At 63.7% G+C, this 25451-nt stretch carries 26 protein-coding genes and 1 tRNA gene; 8 read left to right on the plus strand and 19 right to left on the minus strand.

What is annotated here, in order from left to right; all coding sequences use genetic code 11:
* Window positions 1-46: 46 nt before the first annotated feature.
* The 6 genes from IM784_RS03670 to IM784_RS03695 form a co-directional block, all read right to left on the minus strand.
* Window positions 47-769 carry a DUF3618 domain-containing protein gene (locus IM784_RS03670; protein WP_199553899.1) on the minus strand — a complete coding sequence of 241 codons (723 nt, stop codon included), beginning with the start codon at window positions 767-769 and terminating at the stop codon, window positions 47-49.
* Complete coding sequence (locus IM784_RS03675) at window positions 756-1220, minus strand: phage holin family protein (protein WP_199553900.1); 465 nt, start codon at window positions 1218-1220, stop codon at window positions 756-758. The genes IM784_RS03670 and IM784_RS03675 overlap by 14 nt, the downstream gene beginning before the upstream one ends.
* Window positions 1204-1680: a hypothetical protein gene (locus tag IM784_RS03680; RefSeq protein WP_199553901.1), complete on the minus strand. Its 477-nt coding sequence runs from the start codon at window positions 1678-1680 to the stop codon at window positions 1204-1206. The genes IM784_RS03675 and IM784_RS03680 overlap by 17 nt, the downstream gene beginning before the upstream one ends.
* Before the next feature lie 139 nt (window positions 1681-1819).
* Window positions 1820-2998 (minus strand): acetyl-CoA C-acyltransferase, encoded by a 1179-nt coding sequence (locus IM784_RS03685; RefSeq protein ID WP_199553902.1) that lies wholly within the window; start codon window positions 2996-2998, stop codon window positions 1820-1822.
* Between the two features lie 48 nt (window positions 2999-3046).
* Window positions 3047-3505 carry a MaoC family dehydratase gene (locus IM784_RS03690; protein ID WP_199553903.1) on the minus strand — a complete coding sequence of 153 codons (459 nt, stop codon included), beginning with the start codon at window positions 3503-3505 and terminating at the stop codon, window positions 3047-3049.
* Between the two features lie 26 nt (window positions 3506-3531).
* Window positions 3532-4779 (minus strand): mechanosensitive ion channel family protein, encoded by a 1248-nt coding sequence (locus IM784_RS03695; RefSeq protein WP_199553904.1) that lies wholly within the window; start codon window positions 4777-4779, stop codon window positions 3532-3534.
* Between the two features lie 61 nt (window positions 4780-4840).
* Here IM784_RS03695 and IM784_RS03700 point away from each other — a divergent pair, with 61 nt between their 5' ends.
* Together IM784_RS03700 and IM784_RS03705 are read left to right on the plus strand one after the other, a co-directional pair.
* Window positions 4841-5617 (plus strand): SDR family NAD(P)-dependent oxidoreductase, encoded by a 777-nt coding sequence (locus IM784_RS03700; RefSeq protein ID WP_199553905.1) that lies wholly within the window; start codon window positions 4841-4843, stop codon window positions 5615-5617.
* On the plus strand, window positions 5614-6012 hold the full coding sequence (locus tag IM784_RS03705) for a dihydroneopterin aldolase (protein ID WP_199553906.1): 399 nt from the start codon (window positions 5614-5616) through the stop codon (window positions 6010-6012). Before IM784_RS03700 ends, IM784_RS03705 begins: the two co-directional genes overlap by 4 nt.
* A 6-nt stretch (window positions 6013-6018) precedes the next feature.
* On the opposite strand, the gene IM784_RS03710 is transcribed toward IM784_RS03705, so the two are convergent.
* Window positions 6019-6801, minus strand: a complete 783-nt coding sequence (locus tag IM784_RS03710; RefSeq protein ID WP_199553907.1) for a hypothetical protein — start codon at window positions 6799-6801, stop codon at window positions 6019-6021.
* A 527-nt stretch (window positions 6802-7328) separates the two neighbouring features.
* Here IM784_RS03710 and IM784_RS17385 point away from each other — a divergent pair.
* The 4 genes from IM784_RS17385 to IM784_RS03730 all read left to right on the plus strand — a co-directional run bounded on the left by IM784_RS17385 (window position 7329) and on the right by IM784_RS03730 (window position 9731).
* A complete protein-coding gene (locus tag IM784_RS17385) occupies window positions 7329-7988 on the plus strand; it encodes an energy transducer TonB (protein ID WP_199553908.1) in 660 nt (219 codons plus the stop codon).
* A 61-nt stretch (window positions 7989-8049) separates the two neighbouring features.
* Window positions 8050-8775, plus strand: coding sequence for a MotA/TolQ/ExbB proton channel family protein (locus IM784_RS03720; protein ID WP_199553909.1), 726 nt, complete (start codon window positions 8050-8052; stop codon window positions 8773-8775).
* 42 nt (window positions 8776-8817) lie between these two features.
* A complete protein-coding gene (locus IM784_RS03725; RefSeq protein WP_199553910.1) occupies window positions 8818-9285 on the plus strand; it encodes an ExbD/TolR family protein in 468 nt (155 codons plus the stop codon).
* Window positions 9286-9302: 17 nt separating this feature from the next.
* On the plus strand, window positions 9303-9731 hold the full coding sequence (locus IM784_RS03730; RefSeq protein WP_199553911.1) for an ExbD/TolR family protein: 429 nt from the start codon (window positions 9303-9305) through the stop codon (window positions 9729-9731).
* A 467-nt stretch (window positions 9732-10198) separates the two neighbouring features.
* Here the strand turns inward: IM784_RS03730 and IM784_RS03735 are convergent, their stop codons facing one another.
* The gene (locus IM784_RS03735) at window positions 10199-12061 is read right to left on the minus strand and encodes an ABC transporter transmembrane domain-containing protein (RefSeq protein ID WP_199554148.1); all 1863 of its coding nucleotides are present in this window, start codon (window positions 12059-12061) and stop codon (window positions 10199-10201) included.
* Between the two features lie 50 nt (window positions 12062-12111).
* Between IM784_RS03735 and IM784_RS03740 the strand changes: the two genes are divergently transcribed.
* Window positions 12112-12726, plus strand: a complete 615-nt coding sequence (locus IM784_RS03740; protein ID WP_199553912.1) for a DUF4126 domain-containing protein — start codon at window positions 12112-12114, stop codon at window positions 12724-12726.
* Here the strand turns inward: IM784_RS03740 and IM784_RS03745 are convergent.
* The 9 genes from IM784_RS03745 to IM784_RS03780 all read right to left on the minus strand — a co-directional run bounded on the left by IM784_RS03745 (window position 12723) and on the right by IM784_RS03780 (window position 22910).
* Entirely contained in the window at window positions 12723-14015 is a 1293-nt protein-coding gene (locus IM784_RS03745) for an acyl-CoA dehydrogenase family protein (protein WP_199553913.1), read from the minus strand. The two genes, IM784_RS03740 and IM784_RS03745, sit on opposite strands and share 4 nt — an antisense overlap.
* A 45-nt stretch (window positions 14016-14060) precedes the next feature.
* Window positions 14061-15380, minus strand: a complete 1320-nt coding sequence (locus tag IM784_RS16985; protein WP_199553914.1) for an MFS transporter — start codon at window positions 15378-15380, stop codon at window positions 14061-14063.
* Window positions 15377-16516 (minus strand): alanine racemase, encoded by a 1140-nt coding sequence (locus IM784_RS03755; RefSeq protein WP_199553915.1) that lies wholly within the window; start codon window positions 16514-16516, stop codon window positions 15377-15379. The genes IM784_RS16985 and IM784_RS03755 overlap by 4 nt, the downstream gene beginning before the upstream one ends.
* Window positions 16504-17478 carry a threonine/serine dehydratase gene (locus IM784_RS03760; protein ID WP_235976502.1) on the minus strand — a complete coding sequence of 325 codons (975 nt, stop codon included), beginning with the start codon at window positions 17476-17478 and terminating at the stop codon, window positions 16504-16506. The genes IM784_RS03755 and IM784_RS03760 overlap by 13 nt, the downstream gene beginning before the upstream one ends.
* 49 nt (window positions 17479-17527) lie before the next feature.
* Window positions 17528-17602: transfer RNA gene (locus tag IM784_RS03765), tRNA-Gln, on the minus strand.
* A 109-nt stretch (window positions 17603-17711) separates the two neighbouring features.
* Entirely contained in the window at window positions 17712-18740 is a 1029-nt protein-coding gene (locus IM784_RS16990) for a glycosyltransferase family 4 protein (RefSeq protein ID WP_328799446.1), read from the minus strand.
* Window positions 18741-18742: 2 nt separating this feature from the next.
* Window positions 18743-21439 carry an SLBB domain-containing protein gene (locus IM784_RS03770; RefSeq protein WP_199553916.1) on the minus strand — a complete coding sequence of 899 codons (2697 nt, stop codon included), beginning with the start codon at window positions 21437-21439 and terminating at the stop codon, window positions 18743-18745.
* Window positions 21440-21560: 121 nt separating this feature from the next.
* A complete protein-coding gene (locus IM784_RS03775; RefSeq protein ID WP_199553917.1) occupies window positions 21561-21839 on the minus strand; it encodes a hypothetical protein in 279 nt (92 codons plus the stop codon).
* 183 nt (window positions 21840-22022) lie between these two features.
* Window positions 22023-22910: a branched-chain amino acid aminotransferase gene (locus IM784_RS03780; protein ID WP_199553918.1), complete on the minus strand. Its 888-nt coding sequence runs from the start codon at window positions 22908-22910 to the stop codon at window positions 22023-22025.
* A gap of 95 nt (window positions 22911-23005) precedes the next feature.
* On the opposite strand from IM784_RS03780, the gene IM784_RS03785 reads away from it, so the two are divergent.
* The gene (locus IM784_RS03785; protein ID WP_199553919.1) at window positions 23006-23554 is read left to right on the plus strand and encodes a MarR family winged helix-turn-helix transcriptional regulator; all 549 of its coding nucleotides are present in this window, start codon (window positions 23006-23008) and stop codon (window positions 23552-23554) included.
* Here IM784_RS03785 and IM784_RS03790 read toward each other — a convergent pair.
* Together IM784_RS03790 and proC are read right to left on the minus strand one after the other, a co-directional pair.
* Complete coding sequence (locus tag IM784_RS03790) at window positions 23532-24113, minus strand: hypothetical protein (protein ID WP_199553920.1); 582 nt, start codon at window positions 24111-24113, stop codon at window positions 23532-23534. The genes IM784_RS03785 and IM784_RS03790 overlap by 23 nt on opposite strands.
* A gap of 1 nt (window position 24114) precedes the next feature.
* Complete coding sequence (gene proC / locus IM784_RS03795; RefSeq protein ID WP_199553921.1) at window positions 24115-25005, minus strand: pyrroline-5-carboxylate reductase; 891 nt, start codon at window positions 25003-25005, stop codon at window positions 24115-24117.
* Window positions 25006-25451: the final 446 nt, after the last annotated feature.

Consider the following 25451-nt stretch of genomic DNA (forward strand, 5'->3'; position numbering starts at 1 on the left):
GATACAGGCCCTTTCCGGGCGCTGAATGCGATGTTCATGCACGCGTTCAGGCGCGCGGCTTGCGATGCGGCATCAGGGCGCCGATCAGCGCACCTGCGGCAAGCGCCGCAATCACCACCATGGCCGGATTCTCCTGCGGCTGCTTCTTCGCCCAGGTACCGGCCTCTCCGGCGGCTTCACGGGCGCGTTCAGCTGCTTCACGCGCATACTCGGCCGCCTCATGTGCCTTTTCCCGTGCGATTTCAGCAGCTTCCGATGCCTTCTCCCGCGCGGCGTCGGAAAGCTCGGCCGCGCGGTGGCGCGCGGAATAATAGGCTTCACCGGCCTTGTCGCCCAGGTTGTGCGCTTCGCCCTTCACCTTGGACCAGGTTTCGGTAGCCTTGGCGCTCAGCGTGTCTTCCAAATCGCTCATCTCGGGAGCCTCCATGTCGTAAGCTGCGTAAAGTGGAACGGTCTTGCGCCGGGTCGAGTACCAGACCGCTGCCGCCGAAAGCAGCGCGGCCGCGGCGCCACCCAGCACCATTCCGCGATTGTCCTTTGCCCATCCAATGCTGTCGTGAACCAGGTCTTCGGCCACGCTCACCATATTGTCCGTCACGCGATCCACCTCTTCCCAGGCCCGCTCCTTGGCTTCCGTCCACAGGTTTGCTGGCCGCATCCGCACGGAAAGTTCATCCAGGTTTCCGTCCAGCCGTACCCGGCGGGCGAGTGCCTCTGCCTCCAGTTGCGCGGCTGTCAGCCGGTCTGCTGCATCCTCAAGCTTTGTCATTCACTCCATCCTGTTGCAGTTCGACCGGCGCCGCCCGCGCGGAAATCTTGCCAAGGTCACGCGACATGCGGCCAAGGCTGTGGTCCGGAAGCAGGCTGGTGCCGGAAAGGCCGTCGATGCCGGCGCGAAGCAGGATGAACCCGATCAACCCGCACACGGCCATCACCAGCAGCAGCGCCCACAGCAAGCCGATCCAGGCAGCGAGGGCAACGACCGCCGCCACCGTTGCGAAGATCACCGCCAGCGACAGGAACAGCGCGCCTGCGCCGATCTTCGCAGACTGGCGGCCTATCTGGTTGACGTTGCTGGAAATCTCCAGTCGCGCCAACCGTGCCTCGGTGCGAACCAGACCACCCGCATCGGCGAAAACCTCGATCCAGGTATCGACGATCGAGCGTCGCGGCTGCGCGACGCTCGTCTCGTCGGGAACTGGCTCAGGCCCGGTTGTCACCAGACCCGCCACCCTTGAGGAACCGGGCGAGGGCGAAACCGATCAGCGCCGCGGCGCCTACGGCAATGGCCGGGTTCTGCCGCACGGCGTTGCGGGCATCGTCGGCGAGTTCCTCGATGTCCTTGTCGCGCAGCTTGGTTGAGAAGCTGTCGAGCCCATCGGCTGCCTTGCGTGCATAGGAAGCGGTCTTGGCGCTGCCGCTGTCGGTGCCGTCGTCTAGCTTGCCGGCCATCTGGCGTGCAGCGTCGGCGAGACCATGCAGCGCATCCGAGGCATAGCCCTTGCCGCTGTTGGCGGCCGACTTGGCGCCGCTACCGGCCTTTTCGGCGAGAATTGCGACATCGTCCTTCACTTCGACAATGACCTCCGAAGCCTTGTCGCCTACCTTTCTTGCGGTTCGAGAGGTCTTTCCAGCCAGATCATCCGCTACGTCGGTGATCGTCTTGCCAGTTATTGCCATTTGCCCGGTCCTTCCTGATTTGCTGCCCGCCACCTGACGGCGTCGGGTTGCGGAAACCTCTCTCGCCCTCCCATCTGGGAAAGCCATTTGCTCCGGGCAACCCCCGGGGCAAACAATCTGCCCCGGAAGAGGCAGATTTTCAAAGCACTTCGAACAGACCGGCCGCGCCCATGCCGCCCCCGACGCACATGGTTACAACCACATGCTTCACGCCGCGACGACGCCCTTCGATCAGGGCATGGCCGACCAGACGTGCGCCCGACATCCCGAACGGGTGGCCGATCGAAATGGCGCCGCCATTCACGTTCAGCCTGTCCATCGGAATGCCAAGCACATCCGCCGAATACAGGACCTGAACCGCGAAAGCCTCGTTGAGTTCCCACAGGCCGATGTCGTCCACCTTGAGACCATGCTGTTTCAGCAGCTTCGGCACGGCATAGATGGGGCCGATGCCCATTTCGTCCGGCTCCAGCCCGGCGACGGCCATCCCCATATAGCGGCCAAGCGGTGCAAGCCCGCGACGCGATGCCTCACCCGCTTCCATGAGCACGGCAGCCGATGCGCCATCGGAAAGCTGGCTGGCGTTGCCAGCGGTTATGTTCATGCCCGGGCCGCGCACCGGCTGCAGACCCTTCAGCCCCTCCAGCGTGGTCTCCGGCCGGTTGCCTTCATCCTTGGTGAGGGTGATCACATGCTCGGAGACTTCCTTCGTCTCCTTGTTGACCATCTTCATTGTCGCGGTGACGGGGATGATCTCGTCGTCGAACTTGCCGGCCTGCTGGGCGGCCGCCGTGCGCATCTGCGACTGGAAGGCATATTCATCCTGCCGGTCGCGGCTGACACCATAGCGTTTGGCGACCGTTTCGGCGGTGTCGATCATCGGCATGTAGATGGCGTTATGCATGGCCACCAGTTCCATGTCGGCCTCCACGCGGAACTTGTCGTTCTGCACGGTGGAGAGCGAATCCACGCCAGCGCCGACGGCGATCTGCATGCCGTCGACGATGATCTGCTTGGCGGCAGTCGCAATCGCCATAAGCCCCGAAGAACATTGCCGATCAATGGTCTGGCCGGAAACGGTGACCGGCAGCCCTGCCCGCAGCAGCGCCAGCCGCCCGATGTTCGGCGCGCCGGAGCCCTGGGTGAGAACGCAGCCCATCACCACATCGTCGATTTCGGGCCCATCGAGCCTGGCGCGCTCTACCGCGGCCTTCACCGCATGGCTGGCCAGCGTGGGCGTCAGCGTGGCGTTGAAGGCGCCGCGATGCGCCTTGCCGATCGGCGTGCGGGCGGTTGAAACGATGACAGCGTCGCGCATGATATTCTCTCCCCGGATCCAAGTTGGCGTAGCTTTGCGACGCCCCGATTACACATAAGCCAGCGTGACCCACTCGGCGGCGAGCGCGGGCTTGTCCTCGCCCTCGATCTCCACCTTCACCTCCACCGTCGTCATGAACGCGCCCGGTGAACGCTCCACCACATCGACCATCCTGAAGTTGCCGCGAACCTTCTTGCCGCTCTTCACCGGCGCCAGGAAGCGAAGCGAATTGAGGCCATAGTTCACGCCCATCTTCGTGCCCTCGATTCCGGGCATCACATCATAGGCCATCGCCGACAGCAGCGAGAGCGTCAGATAGCCGTGGGCGATGGTGGTCCCGAACGGCGTCTGCCTGGCGAGTTCCGGGTTCACGTGAATGAACTGGTGGTCGCCTGTCACCTCGGCGAACTTGTCGATGCGACCCTGATCCACGAGAATCCATTCGGAAACACCCAGGTCCTTGCCCTTCAGAGCCAGATAGTCGGCAACCGGCAAACCACGTCCCATGATTTCACTCCCTCGAAGCCAGTGCTTCAGCCCTTCTTCGCGGCAGTCCCGGTCTTGGCCGGACTGTCGGCGGGCGGCACGTGCCAACCCTTGGTCGGATATGGCGGGGCTATCAACCCATCAACTCCGCCAACAAAGCTCATCTGGGTTGGATAGGCGAACTGGATGTTCCGGCTGGCGAATTCGCGGATGATGGCGAGCGCCACGCTGTGCCGCGCGTTGGCCATGGCGTCGAAATCGGGCTTCGCGACATGGAACACCATCTCGAAATCCAGCGAGGATGCATTGAAAAGAACGAAATGCGCGCGATCGAACCGGCAATCCGCCACGCCGTTCACGATCTTTTCCAGAATGGCCGGGATTTCATCGAGCACATCCGGAGGGGTCTGGTAGATGAGCTGCAGCGTCATCAACACCCGTCGTTCGTCGAACTGGGCTAGATTGTTGATCTGCTGGTTCAGAAGCTGGGCATTCGACATCACCACGATCTCGCCCGAAATCGCCCTCAGCCGCGTCGTCTTCAGGCCGATATGCTCCACCTTGCCCACGGCTCCCTGCGGCCCGCCGACCTGGATGGTGTCCCCGCGTACGAAGGGGCGGTCCATCAGGATGGAAAGCGCCGCGAACAGGTCCGAGAATATGCCCTGCGCGGCGAGACCGATGGCGATCCCGCCCACGCCAAGACCGGCGATCAACGCCGTGACGTTCACGCCCAGGTTATCGAGCAGGATGATGCCCGCGACACCCCAGACCACCACGTTGATGATGACCGACAAGACGCCCACGGCAGAGGTCATCGACGGATCGGCATGCTCGTCTGCGGCCTTGCGTTCCACCAGCGCGAGGAGGAATTCGCGAATCCAGAACGCCCCCTGCACAGCTGCGCCGATGGTGAAGAGGACATTGACCAGCGCAGACCATGCGCCCGGCCCGCCAAAGAAGGCGATGACAATCTTTGCCGACAGTATGACCAGGAAGAAGCTGCGGGTCTTGGCGAGAACCTTGAACGCCACCCAGCTCCAGGTGCCGAATACCGCCGTGCGCGAAAGCCGCTTCCGCGCCCAGCCACGCAACACGACCAGTACGGAATAGAGGATCAGGCCCACCGCTATCCCGGCGAGCGCCCCCAGGCTGTCGGTGCGGAACCAATGGTAGATTTCGCGCGTCAGCTCCTCTGCCTGCTGCGGAAAACTTTCTATGTCTTTGCCCGCCTTCTTGATCAGATCAGGCGAGTTGGGTGCGGCCGTTTGCGAAGGCGAAGAAATGAAAGGCATGGGGCGCTGTCTAGCCGCTGCCCCCTAGCCGAGGCAAATCATTGCCATTAATCCGCTATCCATGCCCGTACCCAACGAATTCCAAACTGCAGACGGAAATCCTCCGATCGCCCTCATCACGGGGGGAGCCAAGCGCATCGGCGCGGCATTCTGCCGGGCGCTGGCAGAGGATGGATTTCGCGTCGCCATCCACTGCAATCGGTCGCGGGCCGAGGCCGACGAGCTTGCCGCCGAGCTTCCGGGCGAGCCGATCGTACTGCAGGCAGATCTGGCCAGCCCGGATATCGGCGCGCTGCTGGTGGACGCGCTTCCCGCACCGCCGCACCTGCTCCTCAACAACGCCTCGCTTTTCGAAGAGGACAGCCTGCAAACGCTCGATCTGGAACTGTGGCAGCGGCACATGGCGGTGAACCTGCTGGCGCCGACACTGCTGGTACAAGCCTTTCAACGCCGCCTGCCCGGCGATGCGCGCGGGCTGATCGTGAATCTTTCAGATGCGAAGCTGGCGGCGCCGAACCCGGACTTCTTCAGCTACACCGTTTCCAAGATCGGGCTGGCGGGCCTTACCGAGCTTTCCGCCCGCACGCTCGCCCCCCGCATTCGCGTCAACGCCATTGCGCCGGCGGTGACGCTGGTTTCCGGGCCGCAATCGCGCGCCAACTTCGAAAAGGCGCATGTGCTCAATCCGCTGGGCCGCGGCGTACATGTCGACGACCTGGTCCGTGCCCTGCGCTATCTTGTCGCGACGCCCACCATAACCGGGGAAACGCTGCGGCTGGACAGCGGACAACGCTTTCTCGCGCTTCCGCGAGATGTCGCCTATATGGTGCAGCCATGACCGTCATACCCCTGAACGAAGGCCGCCAGCCGCGGCTGCAGCCGCGCACGCACGAAATCCTGCTGGAGGATCTGACGCTGGATGCCGACATCGGCTTCCACGATTTCGAGATCGGAACGCCGCAACGCCTGCTGGCAACCGTGCACGTCCGCCTCGATATGGCACACTGGCCGCAGAGCGACACGCAGGAAGCGTCGTGGAACTATGACGTCCTGCGCACGCATGTGAAGCGGCTGGTCGAGGGGCGGCGGTTCAACCTGCAGGAAACGCTGGCGCAGGAGATTTTCGACATGATCGCCGCCGAGCCCGGGGTGATCGGCCTCACGGTCACACTGCGCAAGCCGGACGTCTATCCGGACGCGAAGGCCGTTGGCGTCATTCTTTCCAGCGACTGATCCCGATCAGCCCTGCGGAACCGTCCGTCCGCAGACGCCTATCGACGTGCGGGCGGCAGCATAGTCCGCCGACAGCGCCGGGTTGGCTGCAAGCGAGGCCGGCAGTGCACGCGGCATGCCGCAGGCCAACCCACGCCACAGCAGGGTCTGGCGTTGCACGGGAGCTGCGCGATCCACAAGGTCGCCCGTTGCGACGCGCACTGTCGGCTCTGTCCCGGCTGTTCTGCTTACCACCAGTGTCAGCGGGCGCCCGCCTTCGGTAGACAGGAAGAACTGGCTTTCGGAACGGCCGGGCACGTCGCCCTCGCTGTGGAACCCGTCCTTTACCGCCGTCACCATCAGCCCTTGCGCGGCGGGCTTCAGCGCTTCGGCCAGGATCGATCTGACCGTTGCCTCCGAAGCCCCGCTCCAGGGCTGCTGTGCATGCGCGGCGGTAAGCCGCAGGGGCTGAACAGATGGATCGCCGCCGCCAGTCATCGGGCTGCCGAACACCAGCACGGGAAGCGCCTTCGAAAAGGGGGCTCGGCCCCTGGCGTCTGCTTCACCCTGCCACAGCCAGGCGGCCGCCGCCGGAAGTACAGACGGCGATTTCAGCGCAGCGGTCAATCTTGCCGTTACAAGGGCGCGAACCTGACCGGGGGGCACGTCCGGCGCCTGCTTGCGGCCCAGCCGGTCCACATCGTCTACCGTCGCCGAAAGGATGACCGGGCTTGCCAGCACCAGATCTGCCCAGTCCGTCCAGGAAAGCGGCGCGGTCTGCGGCGTCGCGGCAGGTTTGGGCTGCGCCACGGCAGAAGTGGAGCTCGCAAGCAATAAAATGCCCGCCAAAAGCCGAAAATCAGGGATAATCATGCCCCCGGGCTACACGAAAAGCGGTTGCGACTGGAAGTGGTGAGCGTTATCAAAGTTCGTCCGGGTCGCAGTTTTCGCGGTCTGGCCATGTGCGTGCCAGAGGATAATACCGGGCATTGGGCCAAAAGAGCCGTCGCGCAGTTGGGCCGGATTGTGGCAATATCGTGTTGCAGCCCGGCAAGGTCACCCGGTAAGGGGGCACGTCCGAATCGGATGTTCCTTCGGTTTTGGGGTTTGGGGACCCCAAGCATTGAGTGGGCCCCTTCGACTGGGTGGGTCTGGGATTTGCCGGCTGGTGTCCGGTGCTTGGAAGGCTGGCAGTTTTCGCCGGTTTTTCGGGACGGGGTGCCGGGCAAGGGATCGGATGGCCTCTGCGGATCGCGCTACCAGCGCACATGTCCGGAGGCATGAGTTTAGGCAGGCAGCCTTTGTTGGCTGCAGCGTGAGGGAGTGGCACTGAGCCTATGTCGTATCTACAGGAAGAAGGCTGGAGCCGCAGAACCTGGATTTCGGTCATTCTGGTCGGAATTCTGCACGTGCTTCTTGGCTATGCCCTGATCTCAGGTCTTGCCATCAAGGCCGTGAAGGTCATCACCGGCCCGCTCGAGGCGGTGAACATCGAAGAGCAGGCGCCGCCGCCGGAGGAAGCTCCGCCTCCGCCGCCCAAGCTTGAAGACATTCCGCCCTATGTGCCGCCGCCGGACGTGCAGATCGAAACATCTGCGCCGCCGCCGCCGACCATCTCGGTGCAGAGCGCGGTTCCGCAGCCACAGCCGACGGTTGCGCCGCCTGCACCGCCTGCGCCGCCGCCGGCTCCGGTGGTTGCCGCGCCGACACCCGCACAACCGATTGCCCGCACCTTTGCCGTTTCGCCCGAAGACTATCCCGATGCCTCGCGCCGGGCTGGTGAAGAAGGTGTCACCGGTATCCGCGTTACCATCGGCGCCGATGGGCGGGTTTCGGCCTGCTCGGTGGTTCGTCCCAGCGGCTTCACACGTCTCGATGAAAAGGCTTGCCAGATTGCCCAGCGGCGCTGGCGCTTCAAGCCGGCGACGCAGGAAGGCAAACCGGTCGAAACGACGGTCAACCGCAACTATCGCTGGCAACTCGAGGAAGGGCGCTAAACCCGGCGCCTGACCAACCCAGGATTATCCAAGACATCAATTTACGGTAGAGGGAATACAAATGGCTGCTGTCACCACCGAAAACCCCTATGGCCTTGTCGCCGCTCTTGAGCAGGGGGGCATCATCGCCCAGGTCATCTTCGGCATCATGGTTCTGATGTCGGTCGTCTCCTGGTACATCATGTTCACCAAGTGGTTCGAACAGCGCAAGATGCTGTCGGAAGCCGCCGAAGTGGAAAAGAAGGTCTGGGCAGCGTCCAGCCTCAAGGAAGGCATCTCGAAGGTCGACAAGAACTCGGCGTTCCGCCAGCTCGCTGACGACGGCCTGCGCGCCTTCGACCACCACGAAGGCAAGCTCACCGACCAGATCGACCAGCACGAGTGGGTCACGATGACGCTGAACCGTTCGGCCGGCCTCATCCACACCAAGCTGAACTCGGGTCTCTCGTTCCTGGCCTCGGTCGGTGCAACGGCGCCGTTCATCGGTCTGCTCGGTACCGTCATCGGCATCTATCGCGCCCTGATCAACATCGGCATTTCCGGTTCGGCCGCCATCGACAAGGTTGCCGGCCCCGTCGGTGAAGCCCTGATCATGACCGCCATCGGTCTGGCCGTCGCCGTTCCTGCCGTGCTTGGCTATAACTACCTCGCCGGCCGCAACAAGACGATCATGGAAAAGCTGAACACCTTTGCTGCCGACGTCCATGGCTACCTGCTGTCGGGTGCCCGCATGGCTCGTTCGACTGCCACGGTTGCTCCTGCCGCTGCAAAGCCGGTTGCCAAGTAAGCACTGCTGCCACGTACTAGCCACGATTAGGGGAACAGACCCATGGCAATGAATGTCGGTGAGCAGGAAGAAGGCGGACTGATGTCCGAAATCAACACCACGCCCCTCGTGGACGTCATGTTGGTTCTGCTCATCATCTTCCTCATCACGGTGCCCGTCGTTATCCAGACGGTTCCCGTAGAACTGCCGAAGGTGGCGAATATCGTCACCGTCACCAAGCCCGAGAATGTTCCCCTGTCGGTGGATGTGAACTGCGACATCTATTGGGGAATGAGCAAGCTGGACTCGACCGAGCAGCTTCGTGAGAAGGGGGTTACCTACCTCCTTGCCGAAGTGGAACGGCAGAAGGCGGCTGGCGCAAAGATCGAGCTTCCGGAAGTCCACATCCGCGGCGATGCAGCCGCCGAGTATCGTTGCGTCGGCGGAGCCATCTTCGCGATGCAGCGTGCCGGCTACCAGAAGATCGGCTTCATCTCCAACCCGCCCCCCGGCACTGTGCCGACCCGCTAAGAATCCGGAGAAACATCATGGGAATGTCAGTGGGATCCGGCGGCGGTGAAGACAAGCCGATGGGTGAAATGAACACGACGCCGTTGATCGACGTCATGCTCGTTCTGCTTATCATGTTCATCATCACCATTCCGATCCAGACACACGCAACCAAGCTTGATCTGCCGCCGCCGTCGCAGGTGCCGAACAACATCAAGCCCGACTTCAACCAGATCAACATCGACTTCCTGAACACGATCTACTGGAACGATCAGGAAGTTTCGATGGAGCAGTTGAACACCTACCTGACCCAGGTGGGCCAGATGCAGCCGGCCGAGAACCAGCCGGAATTGCGCCTGAAGCCGGATCAGCTGGCACGGTATGAAGTCGTGAACAAGGTGATGGCGATGGCCCAACAGGCCGGGATCTCGAAGATGGGGTTTGTCGGCAACGAGGCTTACGCCTGAGGCAAGGCCTCAACGGCGTCGATCCGGCCGACGAACACAATCGAAACCGAAAAGGCGGGGTAGCACCCCGCCTTTTTTGTTGTGCATCACCCGCGTTGCGCAAGGCTTGCCCAGTGACGGAATTGCGTGGATTTTGCCGGCCCACGCCATGGCGGAAACAGCGCGGTCTCTAAACTGGCCGCCCTTCCGCCCGCACAAGTCGCTTGGCGGAGCATATCCAAACCCGGGTTGTGGCGGCAGAGGTCACCATGGACGGCTCAGAGATCGGTGCGGCCTTGCGCCTCGGGGCCGCCGGCGCGGCCGGAGGCGATACGCGGATGCTTACCATGCCGGCAAAGCATTGAACGCCGTCGGCCGTGCGAAGGGCGAATAGGGGCTACGGCGCGCACTGGGCCGGGCAAGGCGCACCGAAGAATTCGGCGCTCCGGGTGGCCGATCTGGTGGCGCTCCTCGCCGAGGAACTTCGCTCAGCCTGCCAGGCCCATCGATCCGGCGCGCGACACATCATGGCCGCCCATGTCCTGCAGCCCGGCCAGCCGCGCATACAGGCCCGCGGCCGCCACCAGTTCCGCATGCGTCCCCACCTGCACGATCCGGCCAGCGTCCATCACGACGATCCTGTCGGCGTCGCGCACGGTGGACAGCCTGTGTGCGATCACCAGCGATGTCCGCCCCTGCATCAGGTGCTCCAGCGCTTCCTGAACCGACGCCTCGCTTTCGGCATCCAGCGCAGAAGTCGCTTCATCCAGCAGCAGGATGGGCGCGTCCTTCAGCAGCGCGCGCGCAATCGCGATGCGCTGGCGCTGCCCACCGGACAGCCTGGTCCCGCCCTCTCCCAGATCGGTGTCGAGGCCTTCCGGCAGTCCGCGCAGGAATTCCGCCGCATTGGCGGCCTCGGCGGCGGCCCAGATATCTTCCTCGCTGGCATCCGGCCGCCCGTAGAGAATATTCGAACGCGCCGATCCCATGAACACCACGGCTTCCTGCGGCACCACGGCAATCCGTGCCCGCACATCGGCCGGGTCGGCGTCGCGCAGGTCCACCCCGTCCATCAGGATGCGCCCCAGCATCGGATCGTAGAAGCGCTGCACCAGCTGGAACAGGCTGGTCTTGCCGGCGCCGGATGGCCCCACCACCGCGACCCGCTCACCGGGGTGGATTTCCAGCTTCAGGTCGCGCACGGCCGGCATGTCCGGGCGGCTCGGGTAACGGAAGCTGACATCTTCGAACTTCAGGCTGCCGATGGGCGGCACCGGCATGCTTGCCGGGTTGGCCGGGGCCGTGATCCCCGGCAGCTCCGCCAGCAGATCCCGCACGCGCGCCGACGCACCGGCCGCCCGCATGAAATCACCCCAGACTTCGGTGAGCGCCCCGAACGACCCGGCGACAATCGCCGCCGCCAGCACGAAGGCCGTGATGGTGCCGCCGGTCATGTCGCCGGCGATCACGTCGCGCGCGCCTTCCCACAGGACCAGCGTAATGGCGCCGAAAACCATGGTGATGACGATCGCCGTCATTGCCGCCCGCACCCGGATCCGCTTGCGCGCGGTGTTGAACGCCTCTTCCGCGGCGCGGGAGAAGCGTTGAACCTCCCGCTCCTCCGCGCCGAAGGCCTGCACCACCTTGATGGCCCGCAGCACCTCGGAAACGATGGAGCCGACATCGGCCACGCGATCCTGGCTGGTTTTCGAGAGAGTCTTCACCTTCCGGCCCATGAAGACGATGGGCAGGATCACCAGCGGAATCACCACCAGCATCAACGCCGTCAGCTTTGGCGAGAGGTAGAACAGATAGAAGATTCCGCCGACGCCGATGAACAGGTTGCGAAGCGCGACCGACACGGAAGTCGCTACCACCTGCTCCAGGATCGTCGTATCCGCTGTCATCCGCGAAGCGATTTCAGACGGCCGGTTCAGCTCGAAAAACCCCGGGTCGAGCCGCAGCAGGTGCGATTGCACATCCTGCCGAAGGTCGGCGACCACCCGCTCCCCCAGCCAGCTGACAAAATAGAAGCGGACGGCCGTCGCCATCCCCATCACCAGCACGATCCCCAGCAAAGCCGCGAAATACATCGAAATGTCGGCGCCCTGCCCCGCCCCGAACCCCTTGTCCACCACCAGCTTGAAGCCCTGCGGAATGGCGAGTGTAGCGGTCGCCGCCACCACCAGCGCGAGCAACGCGGCCGCTATCTGCCGGGGATAGGCGCTGGCATAGCCCCACAGCAGGGCAAGATTGGAAAGCTTGCGCGAAGACGGTTCGGCAGGCGGCGGCGGGGATGGGTTCGCGTTCACCCCTGCCAGATAGGGCTTGCGCGGCACTTCCTCAATCATGCTTGCCAACAAGGGGCATCTGCGCGCAACTTCCTGCGGGGAGGTGCTTGATGGGTGCAACCGAGATCATCGCAATGGCGGCAAGTTTCAGCCTTCTGGCTGGCTGGCGACTCTATGCTGCGGTTCTGGTCGCAGGTCTTGCCATGCGCTTCGATATCCTGCCGCTGCCGGAACATCTCGCCAGCCTGCAGGTGCTGGGAAGCCCTTGGGTGCTCGCTGCGGCGACGCTGGGCACCATCGCCGAGTTTCTGGCCGACAAGATCGCCTGGGTCGATTCCGCGTGGGACGGCGTGCACACGATCATCCGTCCTCTGGGCGGCGCCCTGCTCGCGCTCGCCATCGTCGATCCGGGCCAGCCGGTCTGGCAGATCGTCACGCTGTTGCTGGGCGGAGGTTCGGCGCTGCTGACGCACGGCGCCAAGGCAACCGCGCGGGCGGCGGTCAACACCAGCCCCGAGCCTGTGTCCAACGTCGTCATGTCAGGCACGGAGGATGTCGCCACCACCAGCGCGCTGCTGGTGGCGCTGGCGAATCCGGTGGTGGCGCTGGTACTCGTCGGGCTGCTTCTGGCGGCGACGGTCGGCATCATCCTGGCCGTCCGCCGTTTCATGAAGGACGTGGGCTCGATCTTCGCGCCCCCGTCCACCAAGCCACCTGCGGACTAATCCTTCTTGTAGAGCGCCTTTTTCGGCCCGATGAAGCCGAACAGATAGGCGGCAACCTTCCGCATCTGGATCTCCTCCGAGCCCTCGGTGATCCGATAGCGCCGGTGGTGACGGAAGATATGCTCGAAGGGCTTGTGTCGCGAATAGCCGATGCCGCCGTGCACCTGCATCGCCCGATCGGCCGCCTCGCACACCAGCCGGTTCGCCCAATAGTTGCACATGGAGATCTTGTCCGAGAGCTCGTGCTCAAGCGCCTCGTGCGGTAGCCGGTCCATCTCCCAGGCCGTCTTGTAGATCAGCAGGCGCAGCATTTCACACTGTGTCGCCAGCTCTACCAGCGGGAACTGGATCGCCTGATTCTTCGCCAGTGGTTCTCCGAACGGCTTGCGCTCGCGCGCGTAGCGGACGCTTTCCTCCAGGCAGAAGGTGGCAGCGCCCAGCGACGAGGCCGCCTGCCGGATGCGGTTCTGGTGGACGAAGCTCTGTGCCAGCGACAACCCGCCTTCCGGCGGACCCAGCGCCACCGTTTCCGGCACCCAGACATTGGTGAAGCTGACACGCGGGTGATCCGTGGGCATGTTGAAAGTCCACAGATACTCCTCGATCTTCACGCCCGGCGTATTGGAGGGAACCAGCAGACAGGTAATGCCGCGCGCCGAGCCATCCGCGCCCGAAGTCCGGCAGAAGGTCGCGACGTGGGTGGCCACATGCATGCCCGTCGTCCACATCTTTTCGCCGTTGATCAGCCAGCCGGGAACGCCGTCGCGGGTTTCGCGGACGGCCCGGGTTTCCATGAAGGTCGCGTCCGAGCCGTGGTTGGGTTCGGTAAGGCCAAAGGCGGTGATGCGCTCGCGCGCGAAGCCGCCCAGGATGAATTCCTGCTTCTGCGCCTCGGTACCGAAATGTTCGAACATGGCAACGAACGGGAAATTGCCGACGATGGAATGCTCGTTCTGCAGGTCATTGTGCAGCCCCAGCCCCTTGCGGGCGAAATGATCGCGGATCACCGCCATCCACAGGTTGGCGCCGTCCTTGCCGCCATATTTCTTTGGCGCGGAAAAGCGCCAGTGCCCGGCCTTGTCGGCACGAATGGTGGCTTCGCGCAGCAGCGCTTCCCATTCGTGGCGCGGCAAGCCGCCATTTTCGAAGTCGGTTCGCGCCCATTCCCGGCGGTGATCGAAGAATCGCTCATTGTCATCGGCTGCCTGCAGCGGCGCGATCTCGGCTGCGATGAAGGCGTCCAGTTCCGCCAGATAGGCGGTGAGGTCGGCAGGCAGTGCAAAGTCCATCTCAGATCTCCCTCGTTACCAGGGGTCTTTGCCTGCTTCCGTCCGTCAATCCACTTGGCGAATTGGGGAGCGCACCGCGAAAAGCGCTGCACTGCTGAGCAGCAGGAACAGGATGGCGACACCGATACCGGGCCGGACCGAGCCGGTCGCCGTGGCGATCAGCCCGACCAATGTCGGGCCGACGAATGCGGTTGCCTTGCCCACGAAGGAATAGAGCCCGAAATAGGCTGCAAGCTTTTCCGGCGGCGCCAGCATCGCCATCATCGTGCGCATGCCGGCAATGGCGAAGGCGGCCCCGGCGGCAATCACCGCGCCGGACGCCATGAAGCCCCATTCCTGCGGGGAAGCGAGCGGAACCCCCAGGGCTATCCCTGTTGGGAAGCCAAACAGACGCTCGGCATCCGTCAGCAGCACGGAAGCGGAGCCGAAAGCCATCAGCAACAGGCCCAGCAAGGAGAGGCGTTTTGCTCCTATGCGACCATCGATCCAGCTGCCGGCAAATCCGCCGATGACGCCGAATGTCGTTATCACCAGGCCAAAGCGCGCGAGGGTATCCGCTTTCCAGCCAAACGAGGCTGCCGCCAGCACCGCGCCAAACGAGAAGACGATGGCCATGCCGTCGGCCGATACCATCCGCGCGATCAGGAACATCCGCATGTTGCGGTCTTTCCAGGCCTCGGCCAGCGTTGCCTTCAGATCGGCCAGCCCCTGGGTCACCGAGGCGCGACTGTCAGAGACGCGATCCTTCGCCACCAGCAGGAACGGGGTCAGGAAGATCAGCATGCTTGCGGCCGCCAGCGGCCCGGCCAGCCGGTCGATCGAACTGGGGATGTCCGCCAGAAAAGCCGGAGCGCTGCTGGAAACCGCCAACACCACCAGCAGAACGCCCATCCCTACCAGCTGGCTGATTCCGAACGACAGACCCGACAGCAGGCCCATCTTTTCTCGTCGCGCGGCCACTGGCAGAAAGGCATTGCCAAACTGGTTCATCAGCTCCGTCGCCACCGATCCGGCGAATACCGCGATGGCCACGGGCAACAGCGAAACGCCGGGCGCCGCAAACCAGAGGCTGACCGAAGCGACAAAGCCGACCATCCCCGCCCCTGCAAGCCATGGCTTCAACCGGGAACCACTGTCGGCAATCGAACCGAGCACCGGGGCGAGAATCGCGATGGCCAGCCCGGCGGCGCCCAGCGCAAAGCCCCAGACAGCGGCCCCCTCGGCCGCAGTCGCAGCCAGTGTTCCCGCAAAATAAGGCGCAAATACATAGCGCTGCACCAGGTTGAAGAAGGGTTCATTTGCTGCCTCGGTGAGAGACCAGGCCGCTTCCTGCCGGGTCAGCCGGCGCGAGGGTTCAACGCTCACGTCGTCGTCCGCCTCGCATCGACTGCCCACATCTCCAGGCTCCCGTCTTCGTCGGCCACCCAAAGGCTGTCGTAGAGATTGATCGTCGGGTCGATGTGCCCCGGCTGCAGCCACACGGTCGCCCCCTCGGCAGGGAAATCCGGCCGGGGATGATCCGCGTCTGCATCGACGGCATCGATTGCAGCCCAGCCTTCCTGCCCGATCCGCGCCACCAGCGACGCCTCCATCAAGGCGCCGTGTTCATCGCCCATGAAGCGAAACCGGTAGTCACTTGCCACGGCGCGCGGCGCCGGCCCGTCGCTGGCAAGAGCCTTCAGGCCGGCGTTCAGCGTTACAAGGCCCTTGCGCTGTGCGGAAACAACGCTGGCCGCGCAGAAGAGTGCGGGATCGAACGCGGCGCCGGCCATCTCATACTGGACATCCATGAAGGCGTAGGATCCGGCCTGAAGTTCGGTGAAAACCCCGGATGCGAGATCCAGCGGAGCGGTGCCGGTGCCGCCTCCCGTGACCACCGCAGGGGTCAACCCCTCCGACCGCAAGGCCGAAACCAGCGAAGCGACCCGCACCATTGCAGCGGCATGCGCCTCTGCCCGATGCGGATCGGCCTGCAGATGGCCGAGGTAGCATTGAATGCCGCCCCAGCTGAATCCAGCCGCGAGGATTTCCCGCACGAGCAGAGGCGCGTTGGCAAACGCGGTTCCCGTGCGATGCTGGCCGCCATCCACATCGACGAGCAACTGAACGGCATGTGCGCCGGCAGCGCGCGCGGCGGCTATCTGCGCTGCACTGTCCGCCACGGCTGAAACCTGCCTGCCCTGCCCGGCCAGTTCCTTGAGCAGCGGCCAGCCCCATGGCGGCACAGGCGCGGAAACCAGCAGATTGCCAATCCCCGCGCGCGCATAGGCTTCCGCCTCCCCGACGGTCTGGCAACAGATGCCGACCGCTCCAAGTTCGATCTGAAGAAGCGCCAATCGGCTGCACTTCGCCATTTTGCCGTGTGGGCGCAACCGGATGCCCGCGGCGTCGCAGGCGGCCTGCATCTTGCCGAGGTTGGCCAGCAAAGCCTGCCGCCGCACGACCAGAGCGGGGGTTCGGGGCACCACTATGGCAGCAAGAAAGCGTGTCAGCGGCTCCACGGAAGCCGATCCAGATCCACATTTCCACCCGTGAGGATGATGCCCACGGTCTTGCCGCGCACGTCCCACGCACCTTCCAGGACGGCCGCCAGCGGCACGGCCGAGCTCGCCTCGACCACGATCTTCATGCGGGACCACAAGAGCCGCATCGCCCGGACGATCGCCTCCTCCGAAACGGTCACCACATCGTGCACATCCTTGCGCATGATGGCAAAGGTGCGCGCACTCATCGCGGTTGTCAGACCGTCGGCGATGGTCGCGACGGGCAGCACCTGCGGCTGCAACATACCCGTTCGGAAGCCCGCTGCGGCGTCGCCGGCCGCCGCAGGCTCGGCGCCGATCACCTGTGTGCGGGGAGACAAGACGCTGCAGGCGATCGCAGTCCCCGCCAGCAGGCCACCACCGCCCACCGGGCAGCTGACGGCATCGAGCTCCCGTTCCGCATCTTCCAGCAGCTCGATCGCGCAGGTGGCCTGGCCCGCGATCACCTCGTCGCTGTCGAACGGCGGAATCAGCGTTGCACCCATCCGCGCGACGATGGCCCGCGCTGCCGTTTCACGCGCAACCAAGGTCGGCTCGCACTCCACAACCTCGGCGCCATAGCCCAATACCGCCGATTTCTTCACCGCGGGAGCTGTGGTGGGCATCACCACATAGGCGGGAATGCCGCGCGTTGCCGCGGCCAACGCCAATGCTGCGGCGTGATTGCCGCTGCTGTGGGTGACCACGCCCTTGCTCGCCAGATTGTCGGACAAGCCCATCACAGCGTTAAAGGCGCCACGCGCCTTGAACGCACCCGTACGCTGCAGATTCTCGCACTTGAACAGAAGCTGCGCGCCGGTCTCCCTATCCACCAATCGCGATGTCAGGATCGGGGTGCGATGCACATGCGGGGCGATGCGGGCATGGGCGATGCGGATATCGGCCAGAGAGGGGGACGAGTTCATAAGCGCGGCGACCATGCTGCGCAGCGCCGGTCCCGTCAACGATATCGAAACTCTGGAAAACCGGTGGCTGGGGTGCCAGGATTCGAACCTGGGGATGGCGGTACCAAAAACCGCTGCCTTACCGCTTGGCTACACCCCAATGCCGGTTGTTCCGAGCGACCCTTGCGGGAGGGCTTCGCTCCGGAGGCGCGCTGATAGCCGGAAGACATGGGGCCGACAAGCCCCAATCGCGCGCAAATATCCTGTGATCAGGCCGGCCGCGCCCTTGGTTGCGCGTTCGCAGCCCATAGCAGGCCCAGATAGCCGATCAGCGTGACGCCCAACCAGATAATGCCCGTGCCCGGAAGCAAGATGGCCAGCAAATTGGGGACGGCGACGAGCATAAGCACCCACGGCAGCGGGCGCGGCCAACCCCAGCGCGCATAGAGATAGTGATGCAGGTGATCGCGCCCGGGCGTGAAGGGGCTTTTCCCCTTTGCCAGTCGATGGACGATCAGCCGCAACGTATCAAACACGGGTACCGCGAAGATCAGTGCCACATCATCGGCGTACATGTCGGCAAATCCGTGATTCCACGCATAGATGCCCAACAGCCCGAACATCGCGGAAAGCCCGTAGCTGCCGCCATCGCCCAGGAAGAGCTTGCCCTGCATGTTGTAGAAGAACAGCACCATCAAGGCGCCCATGATTGCCGCCATCAGCGGCAGCATCGACGGCGGCAGCCGCACCATCAGCACGGCTGCCCATACGATCGCCTGCCCTATCACCAATCCGTTCTTGCCGTCCGCCATATTCACCGCGTTCAGAAGCCCGACGAAGCAGAGCAGCGTGAAGGCGACGCCAAACAGACCCTGCATCAGGAGCAGGTTGGACTGACCACTGAACAGCAGAAAATTAACAGAGAAATCAGGCACCTGTGCGATTGCTGCAAGCAGAAAGGCGGAAGCCGCCGCAAGCCGGGTTGGTGCCGTCAGGCCAATGCGATCATCCAGCGCACCAACCAGAAAAAGGCCGGCTACGGTCATCTGGAACCACACCAGTACGGACGAATTGACCGCCTCGCTGCCCAGCCAAAGCATGGCAGCGATAGCTACGGATGTTGCCGCAACAAGGGCGAGTCCGCCTACAAGCGGTGTCGCCTGTGCGTGCAGTTTCCGGCCGCCATCCGGATCCGGATAGTCCATCAGCCCAAATCGTTGACCCAAGGGCATGGCAAAATGCCCGACTGCCCAGCCGATCAATCCACCCGTCACAAACAGTGCCAGTGCCGTGATCATGATCAGTTGGCCGCCAGTACAGCAACGGTGGCAACGGATGTCGCAAGTTGCGCGATGATCGCCGTCACGTCCCGGAAAACCGAAAGGCGATAGAGCGGATCGATATTCTTGGGCACGATGATGGTCGATCCAGGCGGTGGGGTCGAACTGCTGCCGCCCCATCCGCCGGAACGGATCGGCTGCGCCATGCCGTTGGGAAGGACCATGAACGCCCTTCCGTCGTCGGCCGTGGACAACATGCCCCCTGCCTCCTTGAGATAGGTCTGCGCAGACTTTCCTGCCACAAACTGCAGCGCGCCCGGATTGTTCACATCCCCAAGTGCGAGAATATAGTTAGGACGCTTCGGCACATAGATACTGTCGCCCGGCTCCAATATGGTGTCCAGATCGGGGCGTATTTCCAATACGCGCGGGTCTGCTTCCACCACCATGCGGCCCGGCGCCTCTGCTTGGGCAAGGGTCTGGATCAACGCTGCAGCGCCCGCCAGCCCGTCGCCACTTGAATTGCTCGATCGCGCCGCAATCGCCAGCAGGCTGTTGTTCAATTCCCGCGCCGTGCGACGGAAACCTTCCTCCTGGCTTTCCTTCACACTTCGACGCGTGAAGACGGTGCCATAGGCATAGGCATAGCTGGTCTGACCGCCCGCCCGTGCCAACAGTTCGGAAAGCTTCTCGCCCTTGCGAATGGCATAAAGCCCCGGCCGAGCGACTTCGCCTGACAGAAGAACGCCAGACCCCTCAAAGGAGGGCTGCAGGGCATTGAACCGAATGTCGTCGCCTGCCGAGACCATCGTCAAGGCGAGCATGGAACCGGCAGGCTCCGCCTGTATGCGCTCGGTCGGACCGGTGATCGCACGGTTGACGTCCAGCACAAGCTCCCGCGCCCCCGCTACAAGTCCGTCGGCTACCAGCGAGACGTCACGCGCGCTGGCTTGTCCGCCAATGGGATAGGCTCCCGGCCTCCGCACCGCTCCGCCGACGCTGACGCTGTGTTCGAGCAACACCGGCAACAATTCCGGCTCGTCCTCGAACACCTTGGGGCAGATTTTTGTGTCTTCCTCCTCAGTGCGCTCAGGGCCAGCGCCCGAAATCGCCTTTTCCGTGGTTCGGCGTGTCGTCTGGCCGAGCGCCGTGCCAACAGTGCCCAGCTTCGCACCGCTATCGTTTATTACCACGAAGCCGCCGCGCGTCACCGCATTGAAACGGCTGGCTTCCGTATCCTTCACCAGCGTTGCGAGGCGATCGAGCGAGGTGCATTGCGGCAGCATGTTGGGCTGCCCAAGCACAACCTGCCGAACCGCCACGCTGTTCATGAATTCTATATCGCTGCGGGAGAAGACAAAAAGCTGGTCATCGCTCTGCAAGCTTGTCGACGGGCGCTCGCGCAATTCCCGCGCGAGATTGAGCACTTCAAACACCCGCGCGCCGCTGCTGGGATCGCGCCGAAGCAGCACGGCCGCCATCTGATAGCTGTCGCGACGGAGGTCCTGCGGGGACCCGACGAGCTCTGCAACCGTTCCGGCCGCCACCAGCGGCCTTGCGCCGGCATTGTCCACATTCCCTGCCAACTGAACGCGCCCGGTAGTGCCGCCGGGAGAGCCGCCAACCACTTGCACCGCGTCGCCGCCGATGACGGAACCGCCGGCCGTCGCTGCGCGCACGAACGATTCCGTACCGTCCGGGCCGATGCGGCTGATCACAACCTGGCCACCCCGCTGACGTATCGCTCCGCCAGCGAACGCCACGACGGCCCCGACGGATGCCGGACCTTTCAACTCATAGATGCCCGGGCGCGTTACAGCGCCGGTGACGGCAACCGTTGGCCCGATCACCGGAACGATGACCCGATCACCATCCCGAAGCTTGACGGCCGGCGGCGCCCCGATCCCGAGAAGACCGTAAAGATCGACGGAAACCGTGCCGCCGCCCGCGCGCACCAGGCGCACCTGCCGCAGCGAACCGGATCGCCTTACCCCGCCGGCCTGGGCCAGCGCAGTTCCGACATCCGCCAACGAGGTCAGGCTATACTGCCCCGGACGTTCAACTTCGCCGCCAACAAAGACACTGATCGAGCGAACTTCCCCGACCGATACATACACATCGGTGGCGAGCATGGTCTTGCGCGTTTCGGCTGCAAGATCGGCACGGACGCTTCCCAACGAACGCCCTGCCGCCTGAATCGGGCGCAGGTCACCTGCCACAATCCTGCCGTCCCGATCGACGCGAACTGTCTGGTTCCGATTGGTCGCACCTCGGAAACTGACCTGGATTTCATCGCCAATCCCCAGCACATAGTCATCGCCTATCGCGCCGCTGCGGACCCCCGTAGGGGAAGGTGCCGACTGGAAGAAATCATAGCCGAACTGCCGCAACTCAGGCTCGTTCAACCTGCGACGATAGTCTCGCTCCACCTCCGTCGGCGTATATAGCTCGCGGAGCTGCAATCGCGCCTCTGCCCGACGCACCTCCTGCTCCTCGGGCGTATCCACCCGAGCCCCCGGAACCGGAGTGGCGCTGCCACTCTGCCCTTGCGGCGCAATCTGTTGCGTCGAAGGCGCGTTGGTATTCGGCTGTCCGGCGCCAAGTTGGCTCTGCAGATCCTGCAACATCCGCGGATCGATGGTTTGCGCGTCCGTGGAAGTCGAACCGAAAGCCAGTATGATGCCCAGAGCTGAAGCCGCGAAGACTTGCCTCAACATATGTCTCCGCACGCGTGATCGTCCTTTATTCATTTTCGGTGTTATCCCGGATAACCCGGTAAAGCCGGTCGAAGCCGACCGCAAGGCTGCGATCAGCGCTCAACAACGGTTCGTCCTATGGTCAGGGTTGCCGGGACAGATCGTTCACTTCCGCGGCCGCAATCCGATCCGCCAGACGTACTGGATCATTGCCCTGCGACAAATCCTGCCCGGCCGACAGTTGGAAGCCCTGGAGAAGCGGCACGAAAAGGAACAGCGCAACCAGCACCAGCAGCACCGCCACCATGGCAACGCGCGAACCGGTCAGAGCCCCGATGCAGACATGATCCCGCGAGCCCTCACCTTCACGCAACTTAACGCCCAATTCCAATATCTCAGAATGGGACTGCTTGGTCGTCATTCAAATTCCGTCCAGTATAATCCGCCGAACGTCCAAACGTTCGAACCAAACAACAGTTCCGACCCTCTTGCCCTACCTAGCTTTCAAGTCGGAACGGTGACAATCAAAGTCGAAACGGATGCAACGGCTTCGTCCCGGTAAAGGCCCGCCTCGCCGCAGTGCAGCGAGACACCCTGGCCAGACTCAGCTGTTGGAAAGCGCGCCCCGCACCAGCGCCGCATAGTCCGCCATCATCTGGCGCGTGATATCGCCAACCTCGAAGGTCCACGGGCCTACCGAGCCGACCGGGGTCACTTCCGCAGCGCTTCCGGTCAGGAAGCATTGCTCGAACCCTTCCATTTCTTCCGGCCAGATGGCGCGCTGGATCACCTTGATCCCACGCTTTTCGGCAAGCCGCATCACCGAGCGACGGGTGATGCCATCCAGGAAACAGTCCGGAGTCGGGGTGTGAATCTCGCCATCCTTCACGAAAAACACATTGGCGCCAGTCGCTTCGGCAACCTGCCCGCGCCAATCCAGCATCAGCGCATCATCATAGCCGTGATCGGTCGCGTGATGCTTGGACAGCGTGCAGATCATATAGAGCCCGGCCGCCTTCGACGACGTCGGCGCCGTATAGGGGGCCGGCCGCCGCCACGGCGCAATTTCGAGCTTCAGCCCTTTGGCCAGCGCTTCGGCCCCGAAATAGGCACCCCAGGCCCAGCAGGCGATGCCAAGGTGAATTGTCGAACTCTGGGCGGCCACGCCCATCTGCTCGCTGCCGCGCCAGGCGATCGGGCGCATATATGCATCCTGCATCCCGCTGGCCGCCAGCACGTCCTTGCAGGCCTGATCGATCTGATCGCGGGTATAGGGAATTGTGAAACCCAGGATCTCCGCCGACCGGATCAGCCGTTCGCTATGCTCCGACAGCGCATAGATGACGCCATTATAGGCGCGCTGGCCTTCGAACACGGCGCTGGCATAGTGCATCGCGTGGGTCAGCATATGCACATTGGCTTCGCGCCAGGGAACAAGCTTGCCGTCCAGCCAGATCATGCCGTCGCGGTCATCAAAGCTTTGGTTCGCCATCTTGCTCTCTCCTCGGGATCAGGTCGGCCCTAATCGGGAACCTGTCCATAGCTTGCGCTTGCGGCGGCTATCATGTTGCGGCAATATAGGTCAACATGATTGACGCATCTTCCCCGGCTCAGCCGTCCGGCATCAGCGTTTCACGCGCCTCGCCGCTTTTTCTGCGCGAGCCCGAGATACGCCGGGGGATAGAACTCCTCTATTTCGGCTACGCCAACATGATACGCGGCGCCGATGACATGCTGGAGGAACGCGGGCTTGGGCGAGCGCATCACCGGGCACTCTATTTCATCGCGCGACAACCGGGGCTTGCCGTTTCCGATCTGCTGCGGCTCTTGGCAATCACCAAGCAGTCGCTGTCACGCGTACTGGCAGACCTGATGCGCATGGAACTGGTCGAGCAATCTGTCGGGATAATGGATCGGCGGCAACGGCTGCTGCAGTTGACGCAAGTGGGTTCCGAGCTGGAAGCGAAGCTATTTGAAGCCCTGCGCGATCGCGTAGCGGGTGCCTATGCCTCGGCGGGACAACAGGCTGTCGGCGGTTTCTGGGCCGTGCTGACCGGCCTTATTCCGCCCGAGGACCGGGCGATGGTAGAGGAACTGGATCGACGTTCCCGCCTCAGTCGCCCGGGCGACCGCTGAAGGGCAACAGAGCCGATAGCCTGTCCCCAAGGGATGACAGGCCCGGCAGGCCAATCAGATCGGCGCTCAGGCCCTGCGTTTCCGCGCGCTCCGCCTTATCCAGCAGCCGATCCAGCTCGGCCATGGTCCCGGACATGTCTGCAGCTTCATCCTGACGCCAGGTGCCGAAGGCCTTCAGTGCCAGGGCAGCCAGCGCCGCCAGCCGGACCTGTCCTCGAACGCCCGAGACATCCACGCCCGCCGCTGTCGCAAGCCGGCGGAGCTGCCAACCTGCCCTGCCCGCTATCAGCGCCGCAACGCCGGGATCGCGACTCTTCCAGACCGCCAGCACAGCGGCGCGCTCGGCCTGCAACGCGTCGAAGCCCTGCATCAGCCCGTCGAACAGGCGTTCCCGCGTGCTGCCGCTCCCGCGTGCGCCGTTCGTGGCTTCCGTCGCCACATGCTCCTGGAATGCCGCGAGCGCGTCGAACTTATCGCCGGCGGCCGAATCCATCGCCGCCTTTCGCCAGCCATCCCGGCCGATCAGCTGCAGCCAGGCCGAAAGCGTCGGGGCCTCCACCCTAGCGCCCCTTTACGGCGTCGCGCGCCGGCGCGCCACCTGCCGAAGGATCGGCATCGACCGACAAGGCCTTCGATCGTTCCGCAGCCGCCCGCACGGTCGAGCGCAGCAGGCTGGAAAGCAGCCCATCGCCGTCGAGCATTTCCAGCCCCGCCTGGGTGGTGCCGTTGGGGCTTGTCACCTGCTCCCGCAGTGCCGCGGGGGAAAGGTCGGATTCCGCGGCAAGCGCCCCGGCACCCGCCACGGTCTCCAGCGCCAGCCGGGCAGCGGTGTCCGCGTCCAGCCCGGCAGCTTCTCCTGCCGCGGACAGCGCTTCGATAAAGCGGAACAGGAATGCCGGCCCGGAGCCGGAAACCGCCGTTACCGCATCAAACTTGCTCTCGTCGTCCAGCCAAAGCACCGACCCCGCCGCCTGCATCAGCCAGTTGGCCGCGGCGATATCCTCTTCGCCGGCATCCAGTGCGAACAGCGCCGTCATCCCCTTGCCGATGCGGGCAGGTGTGTTGGGCATCATCCGCACCACCGGAGCACCGGGGAAATATCGCGCCAGCGTTTCCGCCCGCACGCCCGCCATCATCGACAGCAGCATCGGCGGCGGCCGCAGCAGCCTACCCAGACCTGGCGCCAGCGAAGGCAACATCTGCGGCTTCACGCCCAGCACCAGCAGGGTTGGATCCGCCGCCTCGCTGCAGGCGCTGATCGCATCGCGAAAGACAGCGCCCGAAAAACCATCCGGCAAGCCGACGGGATTGGGATCGATTACGGTCACTGCCGAAGCCGGCAGGCCGGAATCGAGCCAGCGGCTTAGCAAGGCGCCGCCCATGGCACCGCAGCCCACAAGCCAGACGCGTTTCAGCCGCGCATGTTCAGGCGCCAGAACAAAGTTGAACATGAAACGATCCCTAGGGATGGCGCGTTGCATCGGCAAGACGAACAGCCGACTTCAAGATCCTTAACCGCAGGCGCACAAATGAAAAACGCCCGCCTATCCCCTCCGATGCGCGGGCGATCTCCCTTGCCATCGAGGCTGTTCGCATCCCTCGGCCACGCGGAACTAGGCCGGGCTCGTTAACAGCTTTGCTGCGAAGCTCTGGAACTGCAGGCGAAAGAGCATTTGACCGATCTCCGTTCACAAACAGAGCAGCATCCTGAGCGCCGGACTAATTCCACACCAGCCTCCTCTTTGACTTGATTTTCACAAGATTGCGATCTCCGCTTGACCGGGCGCTCCAGTTAGGTCAACAAATTCACATGAAAATGCGCGTGCATTCGGGTCGATCTGTCGAAACTCGCCAAGACATCCTGTAAATTTGTGAATTTGTTTACAAACCCGGAAGC

This window comes from Sandaracinobacteroides hominis (assembly GCF_016464365.1).
In the GTDB taxonomy this organism is placed as follows: domain Bacteria; phylum Pseudomonadota; class Alphaproteobacteria; order Sphingomonadales; family Sphingomonadaceae; genus Sandaracinobacteroides; species Sandaracinobacteroides hominis.

What these genes read in the sequence shown, in the direction of transcription:
- IM784_RS03670 (WP_199553899.1), bottom strand. Translation starts at nt 769, where the DNA reads ATGACAAAGCTTGAGGATGCAGCAGACCGGCTGACAGCCGCGCAACTG.
- IM784_RS03680 (WP_199553901.1), bottom strand. Translation starts at nt 1,680, where the DNA reads ATGGCAATAACTGGCAAGACGATCACCGACGTAGCGGATGATCTGGCT.
- IM784_RS03685 (WP_199553902.1), bottom strand. Translation starts at nt 2,998, where the DNA reads ATGCGCGACGCTGTCATCGTTTCAACCGCCCGCACGCCGATCGGCAAG.
- IM784_RS03690 (WP_199553903.1), bottom strand. Translation starts at nt 3,505, where the DNA reads ATGGGACGTGGTTTGCCGGTTGCCGACTATCTGGCTCTGAAGGGCAAG.
- IM784_RS03695 (WP_199553904.1), bottom strand. Translation starts at nt 4,779, where the DNA reads ATGCCTTTCATTTCTTCGCCTTCGCAAACGGCCGCACCCAACTCGCCT.
- IM784_RS03700 (WP_199553905.1), top strand. Translation starts at nt 4,841, where the DNA reads ATGCCCGTACCCAACGAATTCCAAACTGCAGACGGAAATCCTCCGATC.
- IM784_RS03705 (WP_199553906.1), top strand. Translation starts at nt 5,614, where the DNA reads ATGACCGTCATACCCCTGAACGAAGGCCGCCAGCCGCGGCTGCAGCCG.
- IM784_RS17385 (WP_199553908.1), top strand. Translation starts at nt 7,329, where the DNA reads ATGTCGTATCTACAGGAAGAAGGCTGGAGCCGCAGAACCTGGATTTCG.
- IM784_RS03720 (WP_199553909.1), top strand. Translation starts at nt 8,050, where the DNA reads ATGGCTGCTGTCACCACCGAAAACCCCTATGGCCTTGTCGCCGCTCTT.
- IM784_RS03725 (WP_199553910.1), top strand. Translation starts at nt 8,818, where the DNA reads ATGGCAATGAATGTCGGTGAGCAGGAAGAAGGCGGACTGATGTCCGAA.
- IM784_RS03730 (WP_199553911.1), top strand. Translation starts at nt 9,303, where the DNA reads ATGGGAATGTCAGTGGGATCCGGCGGCGGTGAAGACAAGCCGATGGGT.
- IM784_RS03735 (WP_199554148.1), bottom strand. Translation starts at nt 12,061, where the DNA reads ATGATTGAGGAAGTGCCGCGCAAGCCCTATCTGGCAGGGGTGAACGCG.
- IM784_RS03740 (WP_199553912.1), top strand. Translation starts at nt 12,112, where the DNA reads ATGGGTGCAACCGAGATCATCGCAATGGCGGCAAGTTTCAGCCTTCTG.
- IM784_RS03745 (WP_199553913.1), bottom strand. Translation starts at nt 14,015, where the DNA reads ATGGACTTTGCACTGCCTGCCGACCTCACCGCCTATCTGGCGGAACTG.
- IM784_RS03760 (WP_235976502.1), bottom strand. Translation starts at nt 17,478, where the DNA reads ATGGTCGCCGCGCTTATGAACTCGTCCCCCTCTCTGGCCGATATCCGC.
- IM784_RS16990 (WP_328799446.1), bottom strand. Translation starts at nt 18,740, where the DNA reads ATGATCACGGCACTGGCACTGTTTGTGACGGGTGGATTGATCGGCTGG.
- IM784_RS03770 (WP_199553916.1), bottom strand. Translation starts at nt 21,439, where the DNA reads ATGTTGAGGCAAGTCTTCGCGGCTTCAGCTCTGGGCATCATACTGGCT.
- IM784_RS03775 (WP_199553917.1), bottom strand. Translation starts at nt 21,839, where the DNA reads ATGACGACCAAGCAGTCCCATTCTGAGATATTGGAATTGGGCGTTAAG.
- IM784_RS03780 (WP_199553918.1), bottom strand. Translation starts at nt 22,910, where the DNA reads ATGGCGAACCAAAGCTTTGATGACCGCGACGGCATGATCTGGCTGGAC.
- IM784_RS03785 (WP_199553919.1), top strand. Translation starts at nt 23,006, where the DNA reads ATGATTGACGCATCTTCCCCGGCTCAGCCGTCCGGCATCAGCGTTTCA.
- proC (WP_199553921.1), bottom strand. Translation starts at nt 25,005, where the DNA reads ATGTTCAACTTTGTTCTGGCGCCTGAACATGCGCGGCTGAAACGCGTC.